We start from the raw sequence: 15,388 nt of genomic DNA, 5'->3' as shown, positions 1-15,388 counted from the left end.
CCTGGCCCCGCCCCGCCCGTTCCCACCCGCGACACTGGGCACCATGACCGAACGCACCGGCCCCCGAGCCCTCCCGGACGAGGAACACCGCACCGTGCTGCTGCGCGGCGGCGAAGTCCACAGCCCCGCCGACCCCTTCGCCACGGCGATGGTCGTCGAGCGGGGCCATATCGCCTGGGTCGGTTCGGAGGGCGCGGCCGACTCCTTCGTCTCCGGGGTGGACGAGGTCGTCGATCTCGAAGGCGCGCTCGTCACCCCCGCGTTCACCGACGCGCATGTGCACACCACCTCGACGGGCCTCGCGCTCACCGGCCTCGACCTCTCCGGCGCCCGGACGCTGGACGAGGCGCTGGAGCGGGTACGGGGACACCGCGCCGCCCACCCCGCCGACCGGATCCTGCTCGGCCACGGCTGGGACAGCGACAACTGGCCCGAGCGGCGTCCCCCGACCCGCGCCGAACTGGACGCGGCGGCGGGCGGGCGGGCACTCTATCTGCCCCGGGTCGACGTGCACTCGGCCGTGGTCACCACCGCCTTGCTCGACCTGGTCCCCCAGGTCACCTCGCTGACCGGTTATCACGCGGACGCCCCGCTGACCGGCGACGCCCATCACGCCGTACGCGAGGCCGCCCACGGCGCCGTCGGCGCGCGCCAGCGCACCGAGGCCCAGCGGGCGGCGCGGCGCCGGGCCGCGGAGCTCGGCATCGGCACGCTCCACGAGTGCGCCGGGCCCGAGATCTCCGACGAGGAGGACTTCACCGCGCTGCTGCGCCTCGCGGGGGAGGAGCCGGGACCGCGGATCATCGGCTACTGGGCCGAGCGGATCGGCGACGCGAAGGGCGCGGAGCGGATCCGCGCGCTGGGCGCGCACGGAGCCGCGGGCGATCTCTTCGTCGACGGCTCCCTCGGCTCCCACACGGCCGCCCTGTGCGCTCCGTACGCCGACGCCGACCACACCGGCACCCTCCATCTCACCGTCCCCGAGATCGCCGCCCATGTCGCCGCCTGCACCGAGGCGGGGCTCCAGGCCGGCTTCCACGCCATCGGGGACGCCGCCGTCGACGCGGTCGCCGCAGGGGTACGGGAAGCCGCCGAGCGGCTCGGCCTCGCCCGGATCCGGGCCGCCCGGCACCGGGTGGAGCACGCCGAGATGATCGCTCCCGCCACCGTCGCCGCCTTCGCGGAACTGGGGCTCACCGCCTCCGTACAGCCCGCCTTCGACGCGGTCTGGGGCGGAGGGAGCGGGATGTACGCGCGCCGGCTCGGCGCCTCCCGCGCCGCCACGCTGAACCCGTACGCCGCGCTGCTGCGCGCCGGGGTCCCGCTGGCCTTCGGCTCCGACAGCCCGGTCACCCCGCTGGACCCCTGGGGCACGGTCCGGGCCGCCGCCTTCCATCGCACGCCCGCGCACCGGATCTCGGCGCGGGCCGCGTTCACCGCGCACACCCGGGGCGGCTGGCGGGCCGTGGGGCGCGACGACGCGGGCACGCTGGTGCCGGGCGCCCCGGCCGACTACGCGGTCTGGCGTACGGAGGAACTGGTGGTCCAGGCCCCCGACGACCGGGTGGCCCGCTGGTCCACCGACCCCCGCTCCGGGACCCCGGGACTGCCCGATCTCACCCCGGGCCGCCCGCTGCCCGAGTGCCTGCGGACCGTGGTCGGCGGGCGAACGGTCTTTGTGCGACCGAACGAGTGACATAGCGACATTTCGTACGGCCGACCGATGCTTCCCGGTCTCCTCCTCGACCTGCGGATCTCCCCCGCTGACCTGCTGGTTCGGGTCAACTGCGCAGGTCAAACGGCTATTGACAGGTGGCTGCCACCGGCGGGTAGGTTCGGCCGGGTCCACCGCAGGACGTCCGTCCGGTCAGTCTCCACGCAGTCGTCGAACGCCGCTGGGCCATGGGCGGTGTGCCGCACCGGCGCACCGCCACTGGGAGCCAGGTCCAGCACGCGCGTCTCGGGGGCGAGGGAAGGCTTCAGCCGGCCGGCAGGTGCGACCCGGACGGGGCCCCGGCGTTCAGTAGACAACGGCTTTCGGCCGACCCGCAGCCAGCGGGGTCCCGGGCCGGCCCGAAGGACGCCGGGTCCCGATCCGCAGGAAGGGTTCAGCGGGGAGGGACCGCCGGCGGCCCGAGGGGGGCGGGGCCCAGGGGTACGTGTCCCGCGGCGGGATCGGTGGATCCGCCCGCCATCTCCGGACATCCCCGCCCGTACCCTCCGGGATCCCGTCGCCGGGGTGGTCGGCGCCCCCGGCGTGCTCGCTAAGCTGGGACCTGCGCGTACGGCGGATTCAGGCGATTCATATAGGGGCAGCAGTGGACGACGGTGGCCAGAGGCGGTACGGCCCGCTCGGTACAGCCTTGGTGATCATCCCGACCTTCAACGAGGCCGAGAACATCACGTCGATCGTCTCCCGGGTGCGCGCCGCCGTACCGTCGGCCGACATCCTCATCGCCGACGACAACAGCCCCGACGGCACCGGACGGATCGCCGACGAGCTGGCCGCCGCGGACAGCCAGGTCAGGGTCCTGCACCGGAAGGGCAAGGAAGGGCTCGGCGCCGCCTATCTCGCGGGTTTCCGCTGGGGCATCGAGCGTGCCTACGGTGTCCTCGTCGAGATGGACGCCGACGGCTCCCACCAGCCGGAGGAGCTGCCACGGCTGCTGACCGCGCTCAAGGGCGCCGACCTCGTCCTCGGCTCGCGCTGGGTGCCGGGCGGCCGGGTCGTCAACTGGCCCAGGACCCGCCGGCTGATCTCGCGCGGTGGCAGCACCTACTCCCGTGTCCTGCTGGGCGTCCCGATGCGCGATGTCACCGGCGGCTACCGCGCCTTCCGTACGGAGACCCTGGAGGAGCTCGGCCTCGACGCCGTCGCCTCCCAGGGGTACTGCTTCCAGGTCGATCTGGCCAGACGCGCCGTCGAGGCGGGCTGCCATGTGGTCGAGGTGCCCATCACCTTCGTCGAGCGGGAGCTGGGCGACTCCAAGATGAGCAAGGACATCTTCGTCGAGGCGCTCTGGCGCGTCACCGCCTGGGGCGTCGCCTCCCGCGCCAACCGGCTCCTCGGCCGGAAGGCCATCACCCCGTCCAGGAAGCCCACGGGCTCGGCCCGCGCCTGACCTCCGTACCCCGGGTACCGCCCACCGGCTCGCACGTTTATGCCGTACCGGCGCGCGACCGGGCACACTGGAGGCATGTCGACCGCGCAATCGCCCCGGCCCGTTCCCCAGCGTTCCCGTGCCCGCACCCTGATCCCCCTGTCCATAGCCGCCTGGCTGGTGCTGGAGATCTGGCTGCTGACCGTGGTGGCCGACACCGCGGGCGGGCTGGTGCTCCTGCTGCTCATCGTGGGCTCGGTCGTGCTGGGCGCCGTCGTCATCAAGAGCGCCGGTCGCCGGGCCTTCCGCAACCTCACCGAGACCCTCCAGCGCCGGCAGCACCCCACGGCCCCGCCGGAGGTCGGCGGGGGCACGGGCAGCACCGGCAACGGGTTCCTCATGCTGGGCGGCCTGCTGATCATGGTCCCCGGACTGCTCACCGATCTGCTGGGCCTGCTGCTGCTCGTCCCCTTCGTACGGACGATGCTCGGCCGGTACGCGGAACGCTCCCTGGAGCGGCGCGTGCGGGCGGCGGCGTCCGTTCCCGGCAGCTTCGGGGAGGCGTTCCAGCAGGCCCGGATGCGCGCCCCGGACGGCAAGGTCGTCCAGGGCGAGGTCATCAAGCAGGACGAGCAGGACGAGCAGGACGGCCCCGGACGCCCCGGTGACCCCAGGCCCCCGCTGACGCCATGAGTCGAGCACGTCGAGCCCCCGCCGGATCCGTCCGGCGGGGGCTCGACGCTGTTCACGCCGGACGGGTTCACACCCTCCGGCGGGAGCTGTCCGGCGGGGGCTCGACGCTGCGGCGGACACGCACGACAAGCCGCGGGCCGCGGCGCATCCGAAGTGCGCCGCGGCCCGCGGCTGTCCTGCTATTCGTTTGTCTCGTGCGGTGGTTACGCGGTCAGGCGGACTTCCGGCTGTCCCGCGGATGCACAGCGATGTTCATGGCGCCGGATCGAAGGACGGCCAGCCGTTCGGCCAGCACCTCCTCCAGCTCCTCGCGTGTGCGCCGCTCCATGAGCATGTCCCAGTGCGTACGCGCAGGCTTGCCCTTCTTCTCTTCGGGGCCATCCCCGTCCACCAGGAGTGCCAGGGCGCCACACGCCTTGCACTCCCACTCCGGCGGAATTTCCGCCTCTACCGAGAACGGCATCTCAAATCGATGGCCGTTCTGGCATGCGTACTCCACCGCCTGGCGCGGGGCCAGATCGATGCCGCGGTCCGTCTCGTAGCTGGTAACCACAAGTCGCGTGCCGCGGAGAGCTCGCTCACTCATGAATCGTGCCTCCCGGGCTTGTCGCCCACAGGACAGGTGTCGCTGTCGTCGTCATCCGGTCAACGTCCGGTCGGCGGTAAAGATTCCCGTTCGGGTCTGCGTCGCCCGTCGTGCCGCCCCTTGTTGTACCCACCGGCGCCCGGTTTGTCACATCTAACGGGAGATGTCACCCGGCGATTCCGTTCCTCAACTACGCAGTAACGGTCCGCCTGGCAGGCCAAACGCGTACACTACCGCCCTTTGTGTTCGGCGTCTAAATACTCTCGGGTACGGGATTTCCCGCGGCCTCGATCGCCCGCCTCACCGGTACGCGCGCCAGCAGGCCGAACCCTAGCGCGAAGAAGACCACCAGGGAGAGGATCGCGTCCCGGTAGCTGCCGGTGAGCTGATAGGCCAGCCCGAACGCCAGCGGCCCCAGCCAGCTCAGGCCCCGGTCGCTCATCTCGTACGCGGAGAAGTACTCCGCCTCCTTGCCCGCGGGCACCAGATGGGAGAAGAGCGAGCGGGACAGCGCCTGGCTGCCGCCCAGGACCAGGCCGATCGCCGAGGCCATCAGATAGAACGCCACCGGTGCGCCCGACGGCAGGAAATAGCCCGCGGCGAGGATCAGCGTCCAGACGGCCAGCGAGCCCAGAATGGTCCGCTTGGCCCCGTGGGAGCGAGCCAGTCGGCCCATCCCGAGCGCGCCCACGACGGCCAGGATCTGCACCAGCAGCACGGCGGTGATCAGCGTCGTCTGGTCCAGGCCCAGCTCCTCGGAGCCGTAGACGGACGCCTGGGAGATCACGGTCTGGATGCCGTCGTTGTAGATCAGATACGCGAGCAGGAAGGACAGCGTCAGCGGATGGCGGCGCATGTCCCGCAGCGTGGCCATCAGCTGGCGCCAGCCGGTGCCCACGGCCCCCTCGCCCGTCCGCTCCACCCGCCGGTCGCGCAGTCTGCGCAGCGGTACGAGGGTGAAGGCGCCCCACCAGAGGCCGGCCGTCGCCAGGCAGATCCGTACCGCCTCGGACTCCGAGACCCCGAACGACGCGTGGCCGGTGTAGAGCGCCAGGTCGAGCAGCAGCACCAGCGCGCCGGAGGTGTAGCCGAAGGCCCAGCCCCGGGAGGAGACCGCGTCGCGTTCGTCGGGCCCGGCTATCTGCGGCAGATACGCGTTGTAGAGCACCATCGAGACGGCCAGCGAGGCGTTCGCCACGATCAGCAGCAACGCGCCCAGCAGATAGCGGTCGCCGTCCAGGAAGAACATGCCCGCCGTGGCGGTGGCCCCCAGATACGCCGAGGCCGCCAGCAGCGGCTTCTTGCGTCCCGTACGGTCGGCCACCGCGCCCACCAGCGGCATCACCAGCACCGCCGCCACGATCGACAGCGAGACCGTGTACGCGAAGACAGAGCCCGCCCGCACCGGGACGCCCAGCGGATGGACGAAGCCGTCGGCGTCGGCCGCGGCCTTCGCCACCGAGGTCAGATACGGGCCGAGGAAGACCGTGAGCACGCTCGTCGAATAGACGGAGCACGCGAAGTCGTAGAAGTACCAGCCGTGCTGCTCGCGTCTCCGGGCGGTCGCGTCCGGATCCCGCTCCACCGTGTCGGCGGTCACCCGCGCCCTCCCGTCGTCCCCGTACCGGCGCCGTGCCCGGCCGGCGCCGGGCTCCCCCAGCGGTCAACGCGGCGGTCGGCGCATCCAGCCGGTCCGTGCATGATGCCATCCGCGCCGGGCGGGGAGGGCGGTCGCGGCGGGCCGGGACGGTGTACAGGGGTCACGGCCGCAGTATGGCCTGCTCCGGTGTCCCGCTGGTGGCGACCGCGGGTCCCCCGTCCGTCCCCGGGACGGCGAAGACGCGGAGGAAGAGCTGTGCGAGCGGGCCGATGGCCAGGGCGTACGCGACCGTGCCGATCCCCACCGAGCCGCCGAGCGCGAAGCCGGTGGCGACGACGGCGATCTCGATGGCCGTACGGACCAGCCGCACCGACCGGCCGGTCAGCCGGTGCAGCCCGGTCATCAGCCCGTCGCGCGGTCCCGGACCGAAGCGGGCCGCGATGTAGAGGCCGGTGGCCGCCCCGTTCACGACGATCCCGGCGATCAGCAGCGGGATCCGGACGGCCAGTGAGCCACCGTCCGGGACCAGCGCCAGGGTGGCGTCCATCGTGATCCCGATCACGAAGACATTGGAGACCGTGCCGAGCCCCGGGCGCTGCCGGATCGGTATCCAGAGCAGCAGCACGGCCGCGCCCACGATGATCGAGACGACGCCCATGGTCAGCCCGGTCAGCTCCGCCAGCCCCTGGTGCAGCACCCCCCATGGCTCCAGCCCCAGGCCGCCGCGGACCAGCAGCGCCGAGCTGGCCCCGTACAGCGAGAGCCCGATGTACAGCTGCGCGAGCCGGCGGGTGAGACGCGGACCCCGGAAACCGGAGGTGATGGACATGAGGGAGCCCCCTGATGCGATGGTGGACTGGCAGATGTCACTCTGTGGCTGGCCGCTTCGTACCAACCATGGCCAATTCGGGGAAGGTGGACTGATTTCCATGGCGCAGTGGACCTCGGCCGTCGGCGCGGCACAGCTCGCCCGGCAGCTCAACGCCCAGCAGAACCGGCCCGCGGGCCCCGGCACCCGGCGCCCGCCCGCCTACCGGGCCCTCGCCGACGGCATCCGGCTCCTCGTCCTCGAAGGCCGCGTCCCCGTCGCCGCCCGGCTCCCCGCCGAGCGCGAGCTGGCGCTCTCCCTGGCCGTGAGCCGTACGACCGTGGCCGCCGCCTACGAGGCGCTGCGCGTGGAGGGGTTCCTGGAGTCCCGCAGGGGCGCGGGCAGCTGGACGACCGTACCGGCGGGCAATCCGCTGCCCTCGCGCGGACTCGAACCGCTGCCGCCCGAGTCGCTCGGCTCGATGATCGACCTCGGCACCGCCTCCCTGCCCGCCCCGGAACCCTGGCTCACCCGGGGCGTCCAGGGAGCGCTGGAGGAGCTGGCGCCGTACGCGCACACCCACGGCGACTACCCGGCGGGACTGCCCGCGCTGCGCCGGATGCTCGCCGACCGGTACACCGAGTGCGGCATCCCGACCATGCCGGAACAGATCATGGTCACCACCGGGGCGATGGGCGCCATGGACGCCATCTGCCATCTCTTCGCGGGCCGGGGCGAGCGGGTCGCGGTGGAGTCGCCCAGCTACGCCAATATCCTCCAGCTGATGCGCGAGGCGGGCGCCCGGCTGGTGCCGGTCGCCATGGCCGAGGGGCTGACCGGCTGGGACCTGGGGCGCTGGCGCCAGGTGCTGCGGGACTCCGCGCCCCGGCTCGCCTATGTCGTCGCCGACTTCCACAACCCGACCGGCGCGCTGGCCGACGAGGACCAGCGGCGCGAGCTGGTCGACGCGGCACGGTCGGCGGGCACGGTCCTGGTGGTCGACGAGACCATGTCCGAGCTGTGCCTGGACGCGGACATCGAGATGCCGCGCCGGGTCTGTGCCTTCGACCCGGCGGGCAGCACGGTGCTCACGGTCGGCTCCGCCAGCAAGGCGTTCTGGGCCGGGATGCGGATCGGCTGGGTCCGCGCGGCCCCCGAGGTGATCCGCGCGCTGGTCTCGGCACGGGCGTACGCCGACCTCGGCACCCCGGTCCTCGAACAGCTCGCGGTCAACTGGCTGATGCGCACCGGCGGCTGGGAGGAGGCCGTCGCGCTGCGCAGGACCCAGGCGCGGGAGAACCGGGACGCGCTGGTGGCGGCGGTACGCGCGGAGCTGCCCGGCTGGGAGTTCGACGTGCCGGGCGGCGGGCTGACCCTGTGGGTGCGGACCGGCGGGCTCTCCGGCTCGCGGCTGGCCGAGGTGGGCGAGCGGGTCGGCGTACGGGTGCCGTCGGGGCCGCGCTTCGGGGTGGACGGCGCGTTCGAGGGGTACGTACGGCTGCCGTTCACCGTCGGCGGGCCGCTCGCCGCCGAGGCGGCGGCCCGGCTGGCGGCCGCCGCGCGACTGGTGGAGAGCGGGGCGAGTACGGGCACGGACACGCCCCGCACCTTCGTCGCCTGAGGGGGACGGAAGCGGTCAGCCCTCGGTGGACACGGCGACCGGGGCGTGCTCCACGGGCTCCTTGCCGGGCGTCCGGCCGGGCGGCTTGTCGAGCGTGACCCGCTGCCGGGGCGGCAGCAGGTCCAGCACCGCGCGCCGGTGCGCCTCGCTCGTCGCGTCGTCGTACGGATCGGGCGTCGCCGGGACCTGGATCCTGAGCACCGGACCGGTACCCAGGCGCGCGTACCCCCGTCCTGGCGGGACGTCCGGCGTGGGCGTGGTGTGCGGCGGCGCCCCGAGCACGGCCGCCACCTGCGCGGGGGCGGCGGGGCCGAGGACGATCCGGGCGCGGGTGTGCGCGAGGACGTCCCCGTCCAGCGCGTCCAGGCTGTCCAGCTGCTCGGCGACGACCACGGTCACCTGGGCGGCCCTGCCGTGCCGCAGGGGCATCGCGAGCAGCGCCTGCGGATCGGGCCGCCCGTCGGCCGCCGCGAGATGGCCGAGGGCGCTCGGCCGGTCCAGCAGGATCCACAGCGGCCTTCTGGTGTCCCCCGGCGCGGGATGGCCGGACTGGAGCGCCTGGTCGGCCGCGATCAGCCGCCGCTCCGTCTCGCGCGCGGCCCATTCGAGGCCGGCGAGCGCGCCGGACAGCCCGCACTCCACGGCCAGGACGCCCGCCCGCCCGGTCAGACAGGCGAACTCGCCGTTGCCGGCGCCCTCGACGATCAGCACATCGCCGTACGGGAGTGCCTGGAGGGCGAGCGAGCGCAGCAGGCCGGTGGCGCCGCTGCCGGGCCGGCCCGCGATCAGCAGATGCGGCTCGGCGGAGCGCGGTCCGGTCCGCCAGAGCACCGGGGAGGCGTCCCGGGGACCGTCGTCCGCGACGACCGGCACGGTACGCCGTACGGCACCGTCGTCGGTGAAGCCGAGCACACTCTCGCCGGGGCCGGTGACGAAGCGCTGGGCGGCGATGGTGGTGGGGAGCGGGGTCAGCACGGTCATGACGAGCCGGTTGGCCTCCTCGTCCCAGTCGAAGAGGTACTCACGGCCACGCCCCGACTTGGCGTGCAGCAGCCGCTCGATCCGGGCGCGCGCCTCCGGATCGCCGTCGGGGAAGTACGGCGGGTAGCTCACCCGGAGCCGGGTCGGCCGCCCGTTCGCGTCGAACGCGTAGGAGTCGAACGCCGTGTCCCACGCGCCGCCGTGGACGAAGAGCGGACTCGGGTCGTCCGGTACGGCGAAGTACGGGACGAGCGCCTCGTAGAGGGCCTTCAGCCGCGCGGCCTCGGTCTCGTCGGGCCCGGTCCGCACGGGCGTACGGGCGCGTCCCCGCCAGGCGGCCGCGGCCATCACCGAGACCAGGGCCAGCGGTGGCCCGTACGGGACGATCCCGATGGCCAGGACGCAGGCCGCGACGAGGAACAGCGCGGGACCGCGCCGCTCCTTGGGCGTCGCGGCCCACTTCCGGCGTCCCGCCGCGGCCAGCAGCCGCAGACCACGGCCGACCGTGATCAGCGGCTGGAGAACGTCGGTGGTGCTGTCGGCGGCCGTGCGGGCCAGCTCGCGGCCGCGCGCGATCCGGTCGCTGCCGCTGGTGAGGATGCGGGGGAGTGGTCGCCGGGCCACGTCTGTCTCCTGGGGGGTGCGGTGGGGAGGGGCGGATATCAGAACTTGATCCCGCCCAGCAGGCCGGCGAGGCTGGCGCCGCCGGCCGTGATGCTCGGGGCGATGGCGGTGCCCGCGAGGTAGAAGCCGAAGAGGGCGCACACCATCGCGTGGGATGCCTTGAGCCCGTCCTTCCGGAAGAAGAGGAAGACGATGATTCCGAGCAGCACGACGCCTGACATGGACAGAATCATGAGATTTCTCCTGGTTGTGGGGACAGTCACCATGAGTTCTTCCAGGATCACGGGAAGTATCCATGCGACAAAAGGTGCAAATGAGTGAAATATCTGCTATTTCACTGCACTGGTCCATGCTCGTTCGCTGCCCGGGTGGCGGACTCGGCGGACTGGCCCCTCGGCATGCGGGCAGTACGCTTTCGCCAGGTCAACGACGTGAAAGGCGGCCCCCGATGAGCGAAACCCCGGACCCCGAGGTGGTCGAACTGGCCACGAGGGTCTTCGGCCTGGCCAGGCGTGGCGAGGCCGAGGCGCTGGCCGCGTATGTCGACGCGGGCGTCTCCGCCGACCTCACCAACGACAGGGGCGACTCGCTCCTCATGCTCGCCGCCTATCACGGCCACACCGCGGCGGTGCAGGCACTCATCGCCCGTGGCGCCGACGCGGCCCGCGCCAACGACCGCGGCCAGACCCCGCTCGCGGGCGCGGTCTTCAAGGGCGAGGACGACGTCATCAGGGCGCTGCTGGCCGGTGGCGCGGATCCAACCGGAGGAAATCCTTCCGCGGTGGATACCGCGCGCATGTTTGGGAAGAGGCATCTTCTGGAGCTGTTCGGGACCCAGTGAGACGGATGCCGTGGGGCGGCCGGGCGAAATGTGGTCGCGGTGGCGAAATGGCTGGGTCATCATGACGACGGGGCCCACGAGGGGCCACCGACGAGAGGCAGGGAAGATGGTCTGCGTTAAGCGGAAGACGACGGTCGGCCGATCATGTTGCCGCGCGGTCTAGGGCGTGCCGGGCGTCGTGAGCCCGGGGGCGCCCCCCGGCCGGAGGCTCGGGGAGGGACTTCCGCAACACGCCCTCGGGCCCTCCCGGCAGGCATTGCTCTTCCGGGGTGGCGCCGCCGATCGAGGCGCGGGGCGGCCCGTCCCGCCCCCGAGAGAGGCTTCGGCACCACACCCCCGGTCGCGTCGACAGCTTGATGTGAGGCTTTCCCCATGTTCGATCCAGTCATAGCGCCGAGCGGCACGCTGCTCGGGCTGCTGCAGAGAGGCCGCGGCGACGGCACGCTGCACGCGCTCGCCGCGCCCCGCGCGGAGGCGCTCGCCGCCCTCGACCACTGCGTACTGAACGACCCCCGCCACGACTGGCAGGTCGAGAACCGCTCGCTGTACTACGCCCGGCTCTATCTCGACATCCACGGCGGGCTCGACGCCATCGAGGCGCACCTCTTCGGTACCGAGGACCACTTCGACACCGAGGAGTCACGGACCGGGCTCGCGCTCGCCGTGCTCGGCCACCTCGCCGCCTACGGCCGGCGCGACGCCCTGGACCTGCTCAGGCGCTACGCCGCCACCGGTGCCAACTGGGCGTGGGCGCTGGACGAGCTGGCGCTGCGCGACGACGACACCGGGCTGCGCTCGCTCGCCGCCCCGGTCCTCGCCCGGTTCCCGGCCGGACCCGAGGGCGACGCCGAGCTGGCGACCGCCGTACGGGACGCCTTCGAGCCCCGGCCCTGGCGGCTCTGGGCGCAGGACCCGCGCGCCACCGTCGGCGCGCGCATCAGGGCCGCCGGCGAGCAGGGCTCCTTCGACCGATGGCAGCGCCAGATGCGGCCGAGCGGCCCACGCCCCGGCTGGAGCGTCCAGGCGGTCTTCGACTGGGCGCAGCAGGCCCTGGAGCGCGGAGCGGTCCTGCATGTCCCCGCCGCCCGCTGTCTGACCGCCGTCGCGGGCCCCGGCGACCGCCCGATGATCGTCGGAGCCGCCCGGAGCGGCTCCGAGGGGGCCCGCTGCGCGGCGCTCCACTACCTCGCCGAACTCCACGACCCGGCCGTACTCGACCTGATCGAGGCCGCGGCCGTCGGCCCGGACCGTACCGTCGCCGACGCCGCCGTCTCCGCCTTCGAGCGGATGACCGGCGAGGAGGCCGTCGACCGGGCCCGTGGCTGGGTGCACCGGCCCGACCTGCTGGGGGCGTCCGCCGCGGGCGTGCTCGCCACCCGGGGGTCCGCGCAGGACGCCCCGCTGGTGCTCGGCGCGCTCCGCGAGACCGTACGCGCCGAGGGGCCCGACGCCCTGCGGCTGTGGACCCTCGTCGACGGCGCGGGCCGCCTCGGGATCGTCTGCGCCGCGCCCGTACTGCGCTATGTCTACCGCGAGACCGCCTCCTCCCAACTGCGCGGCCGAGCGGCCCGCGCGCTCGCCGCCACCGACCCCTCGTACGCCACCGGCTTCGCCGTCGAATGCCTCTGGGACTGCGAGGAGACCACCCGGGAGGTGGCCGCGCTGCACGCCGAGACCGCCGACGCGCGCGTGGCGGAACGGCTCAGGCGCCTCGCCTCCGACCCGGCCGAGGAGGCCGAGGTCCAGACCGCCGTACGCAGCCGGATGGGCCCGGACGCCGCCGCCCTCTGACGCTCCGTCCCGCGTAGGTACGTCATCCGGTTCGCCGCCCTCGTGAGTGAGTTCCCCGAGGGCGGCGAAGGGGGATCGGGCGGGCCGCGCACCGGGATTCGGCCACGGCCGCTTCGGCATCGTTTCGACCGTTGTCGGTGCGAGGACCTACGCTGTGCACCGTGACTTCGCCTGCCTCGACGGACTTCGCTCCGCCCCAGCTCAGCGCGGGGCCGCGGCCCGCTCAGGGCCCGGCCGCCGACGAAGGGCTCGCGCGTCGGCTGCGCGCGCTCGCCTGCACCGCGCCGCTGCACGACCTGGACACCCGCAAGGCCAATCTCGCGGGGGAGTACTCGGTGTACGCGATGGCCGAGGTCGCGCTCTCCGCGATCGATCTGGTCACGCTCAACATGGACTTCGACACCGGGGCCGACCACGAGCAGATAGTGACCAGACTCCTTCCCCGTGTCGCCGCCCAGGCCCCCGCCCGCCCGGCCGCCGAACACGAACGCGTAGCCCGCTGGGTCCTGGAGAACCTGATCAACGTCGGCAGCGTCGACCGGGGCTTCCGCGCGGTCTACGGCACCTTCGGCACGGACGGCGTCTACACCCGCAGGGACTACGACTTCAAGCTCATCGAGGAAGTCCCGGGCCACGGCGGCGAGGTGTTCCTCCGTACCACCGACGAAGCGGTGAACGTCCTGGTCGGCGCCCTCGACACGGATGTCACCAGCGCGCAGATCGCCGCCGAGGTCAAGCTGGAGGTCCTGATCAGCCGGGGCCGGCTCGCCGACGCCCAACTCGCCGCCGAGCAGGCCAGATACCGGACCGTGCAGTACGCGGAGACGCTGCGCAGGACCCTGGAGGCGACCCGCCGCGACGTCAGGGCGGTCGACTGGCTCAACACCGTCCCCGACATGATCGACGAGGCCCTCGACCACGTCGCCGACCGGTACCGCCACGAGAACGCGATCCTGACGAACATCCGCAAGGCGCGCGACGAGGCGGAGACCGGCTCCGACCCGAGGACCGCCGAGCACAAGCGGCGCGCGGCCGAGCTGGTCGACATCGTCAAGGACTGCATCCGCCGCCACACCCAGCTCCAGTCCCGGCTGCTGGAGGCGGGCCCGCTGTTCCGCGCGGAGCAGGACCGGCAGGCATTCGCCCGCCCCACCGGCAACTCGGGACTCGATCTGTACGGGCAGCTGGTCGCCCCCCTCCTGCCGCTCCCCGTCGAGCGGGCCACCCGGGTCACGGACGCCTTCTTCGCCCGGGGCACCGGACTGCGTACCCCCGTCTCCGTCCGGGTCGGCGACCTCGTCGACCTGCTGCTGACCCCGCCGGTCGAGCGGGAGAACCTGGGCGCGGAGATGCCGGAGCCCGACCTCATCGCCACCCCCGACGACAGCCGCTTCAGCGAGGAGCAGCTGGCGAGCGCGAAGGAACTCCTCGACCTGGAGTACGACGCGCCGCGCCGCCTCTCCGGCCTGCTGGCCGAGGCCCGTCTCCGCGACCCCGAACTGCCCTATCTGGTCGCCCTGCTGGCCATCCACGCGGCCAGCCCCCCGGTGGGCACCGCGTACCGCCAGGGCGAGGAGCGCCTCGTCTTCGCGGTCGACGACGGCACCCCGCTGGACGATCCCGAATTCGGCGGCGCCGACCTCATCGTGGGCATGGCGCGCCTGGACTCGGCGGGTATGGCGGCGGACCGCACGGAAGCGGCATGAGACCACCCCGTACCCGCGACACCGCACCGAGAACCCGCACAAGGAGCCGCCCCCGTGAGTGACCACCACGCCGAGCACACCGCCGCGTGGAGCGAGAGCGCCGTCGCGGAGGCGGCCGAGCCCGCCGCGCAGCCGTCCGGCGGTGGCGTCACCCCCGCCGACGCCGCCGACGCCGCGAGGCTCGTCTCCTTCGGGCTCCAGCCCAAGCTGCTGCCCGCGCGCGACAGCGAGTACACCGAACTGCTGCGGCGCTACCGGGAGAATCCGGCCTTCGCGCGCGTGGCCGACGCCGTCGCCACCGGCTTCGGCCTGATCGTCCTGGAGGTCTCCCCGCGTGCGGGCATGGCCGTGACCGCGGGCGACGACTCCGTCTTCGCGGTCCGGATGGGCGACTACGCGCGCCGCGCCTCCCCCGACTCCGCCGACCGCTTCCTGCACGGTCTCGCCCATCTGGCCGTCGCCGCGCTGGCGTTCCCCCGTCCCGAGGACCTCGCCGACGACGGCTACATCGGCCGGATCACGGTCAACGGGGTCGACACGTTCGTACGGCAGGCCTGCCGCAGGCTGGAGGAGCGCGCCGAGGAACAGGGCGAGAACACCGACCCGTCGACCGACGCGCCGGGCCTGGAGGCCGCGTGGCGGACCTACGCCCGGCGCAGCGCGACCGGTGCCACGAAGGACGCGCGCAGGCTCGCCGGATCCACGACCGGGATCATCGGCAAGGCGGTCGCGTTCCTCACCGACTCCGGCTTCCTCCAGCGGACCGGCGACGACGCGGGCGGCGCGTACCGCACCACCGCGCGCTACCAGCTCCAGGTCCGGGACATGGCGGGCCACGCAGCCATGGCGGAGCTGCTGGAGCTGGGCGTCGTCCCGGTCACGGACGGCTCCGCGACGCTGCTGCCGCCACCGGACGGGGACGACCTGGACCTGGTCTCCGACGCGGGGCTCCCGTTCCACGCATGACCTCGCGGCGCGGGACTCCCTTCCCCGCGTAACCCGTTTCCCCTCCCCACCCCGCCTTCCCTCCCCACGA

Annotated in this window: 13 protein-coding genes; 8 read left to right on the top strand and 5 right to left on the bottom strand. The window is 73.3% G+C overall.

Annotated elements, in window-relative coordinates; translation table 11 throughout:
- The first annotated feature begins 43 nt into the window (after positions 1 to 43).
- The 3 genes from ACIP8W_RS09025 to fxsA all read left to right on the top strand — a co-directional run bounded on the left by ACIP8W_RS09025 (position 44) and on the right by fxsA (position 3,794).
- Positions 44 to 1,696 (top strand): amidohydrolase, encoded by a 1,653-nt coding sequence (locus ACIP8W_RS09025; protein ID WP_402154012.1) that lies wholly within the window; start codon positions 44 to 46, stop codon positions 1,694 to 1,696.
- A gap of 622 nt (positions 1,697 to 2,318) precedes the next feature.
- Positions 2,319 to 3,122 carry a polyprenol monophosphomannose synthase gene (locus ACIP8W_RS09020; protein ID WP_402202493.1) on the top strand — a complete coding sequence of 268 codons (804 nt, stop codon included), beginning with the start codon at positions 2,319 to 2,321 and terminating at the stop codon, positions 3,120 to 3,122.
- A 75-nt stretch (positions 3,123 to 3,197) separates the two neighbouring features.
- Complete coding sequence (fxsA, locus tag ACIP8W_RS09015) at positions 3,198 to 3,794, top strand: FxsA family membrane protein (protein WP_402202491.1); 597 nt, start codon at positions 3,198 to 3,200, stop codon at positions 3,792 to 3,794.
- Positions 3,795 to 4,005: 211 nt separating this feature from the next.
- Here fxsA and ACIP8W_RS09010 read toward each other — a convergent pair whose 3' ends face one another.
- From ACIP8W_RS09010 to ACIP8W_RS09000, 3 genes are all read right to left on the bottom strand, one after another.
- A complete protein-coding gene (locus tag ACIP8W_RS09010; protein WP_114627560.1) occupies positions 4,006 to 4,380 on the bottom strand; it encodes an RNA polymerase-binding protein RbpA in 375 nt (124 codons plus the stop codon).
- Positions 4,381 to 4,633: 253 nt separating this feature from the next.
- Positions 4,634 to 5,980 carry an MFS transporter gene (locus ACIP8W_RS09005; protein WP_401949594.1) on the bottom strand — a complete coding sequence of 449 codons (1,347 nt, stop codon included), beginning with the start codon at positions 5,978 to 5,980 and terminating at the stop codon, positions 4,634 to 4,636.
- A 160-nt stretch (positions 5,981 to 6,140) separates the two neighbouring features.
- Entirely contained in the window at positions 6,141 to 6,809 is a 669-nt protein-coding gene (locus ACIP8W_RS09000; protein WP_402150891.1) for a YitT family protein, read from the bottom strand.
- Positions 6,810 to 6,909: 100 nt separating this feature from the next.
- Here ACIP8W_RS09000 and ACIP8W_RS08995 point away from each other — a divergent pair, with 100 nt between their 5' ends.
- Positions 6,910 to 8,409 carry a PLP-dependent aminotransferase family protein gene (locus ACIP8W_RS08995; protein ID WP_401949589.1) on the top strand — a complete coding sequence of 500 codons (1,500 nt, stop codon included), beginning with the start codon at positions 6,910 to 6,912 and terminating at the stop codon, positions 8,407 to 8,409.
- A 15-nt stretch (positions 8,410 to 8,424) separates the two neighbouring features.
- On the opposite strand, the gene ACIP8W_RS08990 is transcribed toward ACIP8W_RS08995, so the two are convergent.
- Together ACIP8W_RS08990 and ACIP8W_RS08985 are read right to left on the bottom strand one after the other, a co-directional pair.
- Positions 8,425 to 10,014, bottom strand: coding sequence for a hypothetical protein (locus ACIP8W_RS08990; RefSeq protein WP_402202488.1), 1,590 nt, complete (start codon positions 10,012 to 10,014; stop codon positions 8,425 to 8,427).
- 38 nt (positions 10,015 to 10,052) lie between these two features.
- Complete coding sequence (locus ACIP8W_RS08985) at positions 10,053 to 10,247, bottom strand: hypothetical protein (RefSeq protein ID WP_114658195.1); 195 nt, start codon at positions 10,245 to 10,247, stop codon at positions 10,053 to 10,055.
- Positions 10,248 to 10,462: 215 nt separating this feature from the next.
- On the opposite strand from ACIP8W_RS08985, the gene ACIP8W_RS08980 reads away from it, so the two are divergent.
- From ACIP8W_RS08980 to ACIP8W_RS08965, 4 genes are all read left to right on the top strand, one after another.
- Positions 10,463 to 10,855, top strand: coding sequence for an ankyrin repeat domain-containing protein (locus ACIP8W_RS08980; protein WP_401949583.1), 393 nt, complete (start codon positions 10,463 to 10,465; stop codon positions 10,853 to 10,855).
- 372 nt (positions 10,856 to 11,227) lie between these two features.
- Complete coding sequence (locus ACIP8W_RS08975; RefSeq protein WP_401949581.1) at positions 11,228 to 12,646, top strand: HEAT repeat domain-containing protein; 1,419 nt, start codon at positions 11,228 to 11,230, stop codon at positions 12,644 to 12,646.
- A 161-nt stretch (positions 12,647 to 12,807) separates the two neighbouring features.
- Positions 12,808 to 14,352, top strand: a complete 1,545-nt coding sequence (locus ACIP8W_RS08970) for a hypothetical protein (RefSeq protein WP_401949579.1) — start codon at positions 12,808 to 12,810, stop codon at positions 14,350 to 14,352.
- Between the two features lie 54 nt (positions 14,353 to 14,406).
- Positions 14,407 to 15,318, top strand: coding sequence for a hypothetical protein (locus ACIP8W_RS08965; protein ID WP_401949576.1), 912 nt, complete (start codon positions 14,407 to 14,409; stop codon positions 15,316 to 15,318).
- Positions 15,319 to 15,388: the final 70 nt, after the last annotated feature.

Origin of the sequence: Streptomyces sp. NPDC088554 (assembly GCF_044752945.1) — a bacterium.
Taxonomy (GTDB): Bacteria; Actinomycetota; Actinomycetes; order Streptomycetales; family Streptomycetaceae; genus Streptomyces.
The sequence above is the reverse complement of the archived record's forward strand: the minus strand, read 5'-3'. Positions and strand labels throughout refer to the sequence as shown.

Bases quoted from the DNA above. Each gene is read 5' to 3' on its own strand.
- ACIP8W_RS09025 (WP_402154012.1), top strand. From the start codon at position 44: ATGACCGAACGCACCGGCCCCCGAGCCCTCCCGGACGAGGAACACCGC.
- fxsA (WP_402202491.1), top strand. From the start codon at position 3,198: ATGTCGACCGCGCAATCGCCCCGGCCCGTTCCCCAGCGTTCCCGTGCC.
- ACIP8W_RS09010 (WP_114627560.1), bottom strand. From the start codon at position 4,380: ATGAGTGAGCGAGCTCTCCGCGGCACGCGACTTGTGGTTACCAGCTAC.
- ACIP8W_RS09000 (WP_402150891.1), bottom strand. From the start codon at position 6,809: ATGTCCATCACCTCCGGTTTCCGGGGTCCGCGTCTCACCCGCCGGCTC.
- ACIP8W_RS08995 (WP_401949589.1), top strand. From the start codon at position 6,910: ATGGCGCAGTGGACCTCGGCCGTCGGCGCGGCACAGCTCGCCCGGCAG.
- ACIP8W_RS08985 (WP_114658195.1), bottom strand. From the start codon at position 10,247: ATGATTCTGTCCATGTCAGGCGTCGTGCTGCTCGGAATCATCGTCTTC.
- ACIP8W_RS08980 (WP_401949583.1), top strand. From the start codon at position 10,463: ATGAGCGAAACCCCGGACCCCGAGGTGGTCGAACTGGCCACGAGGGTC.
- ACIP8W_RS08975 (WP_401949581.1), top strand. From the start codon at position 11,228: ATGTTCGATCCAGTCATAGCGCCGAGCGGCACGCTGCTCGGGCTGCTG.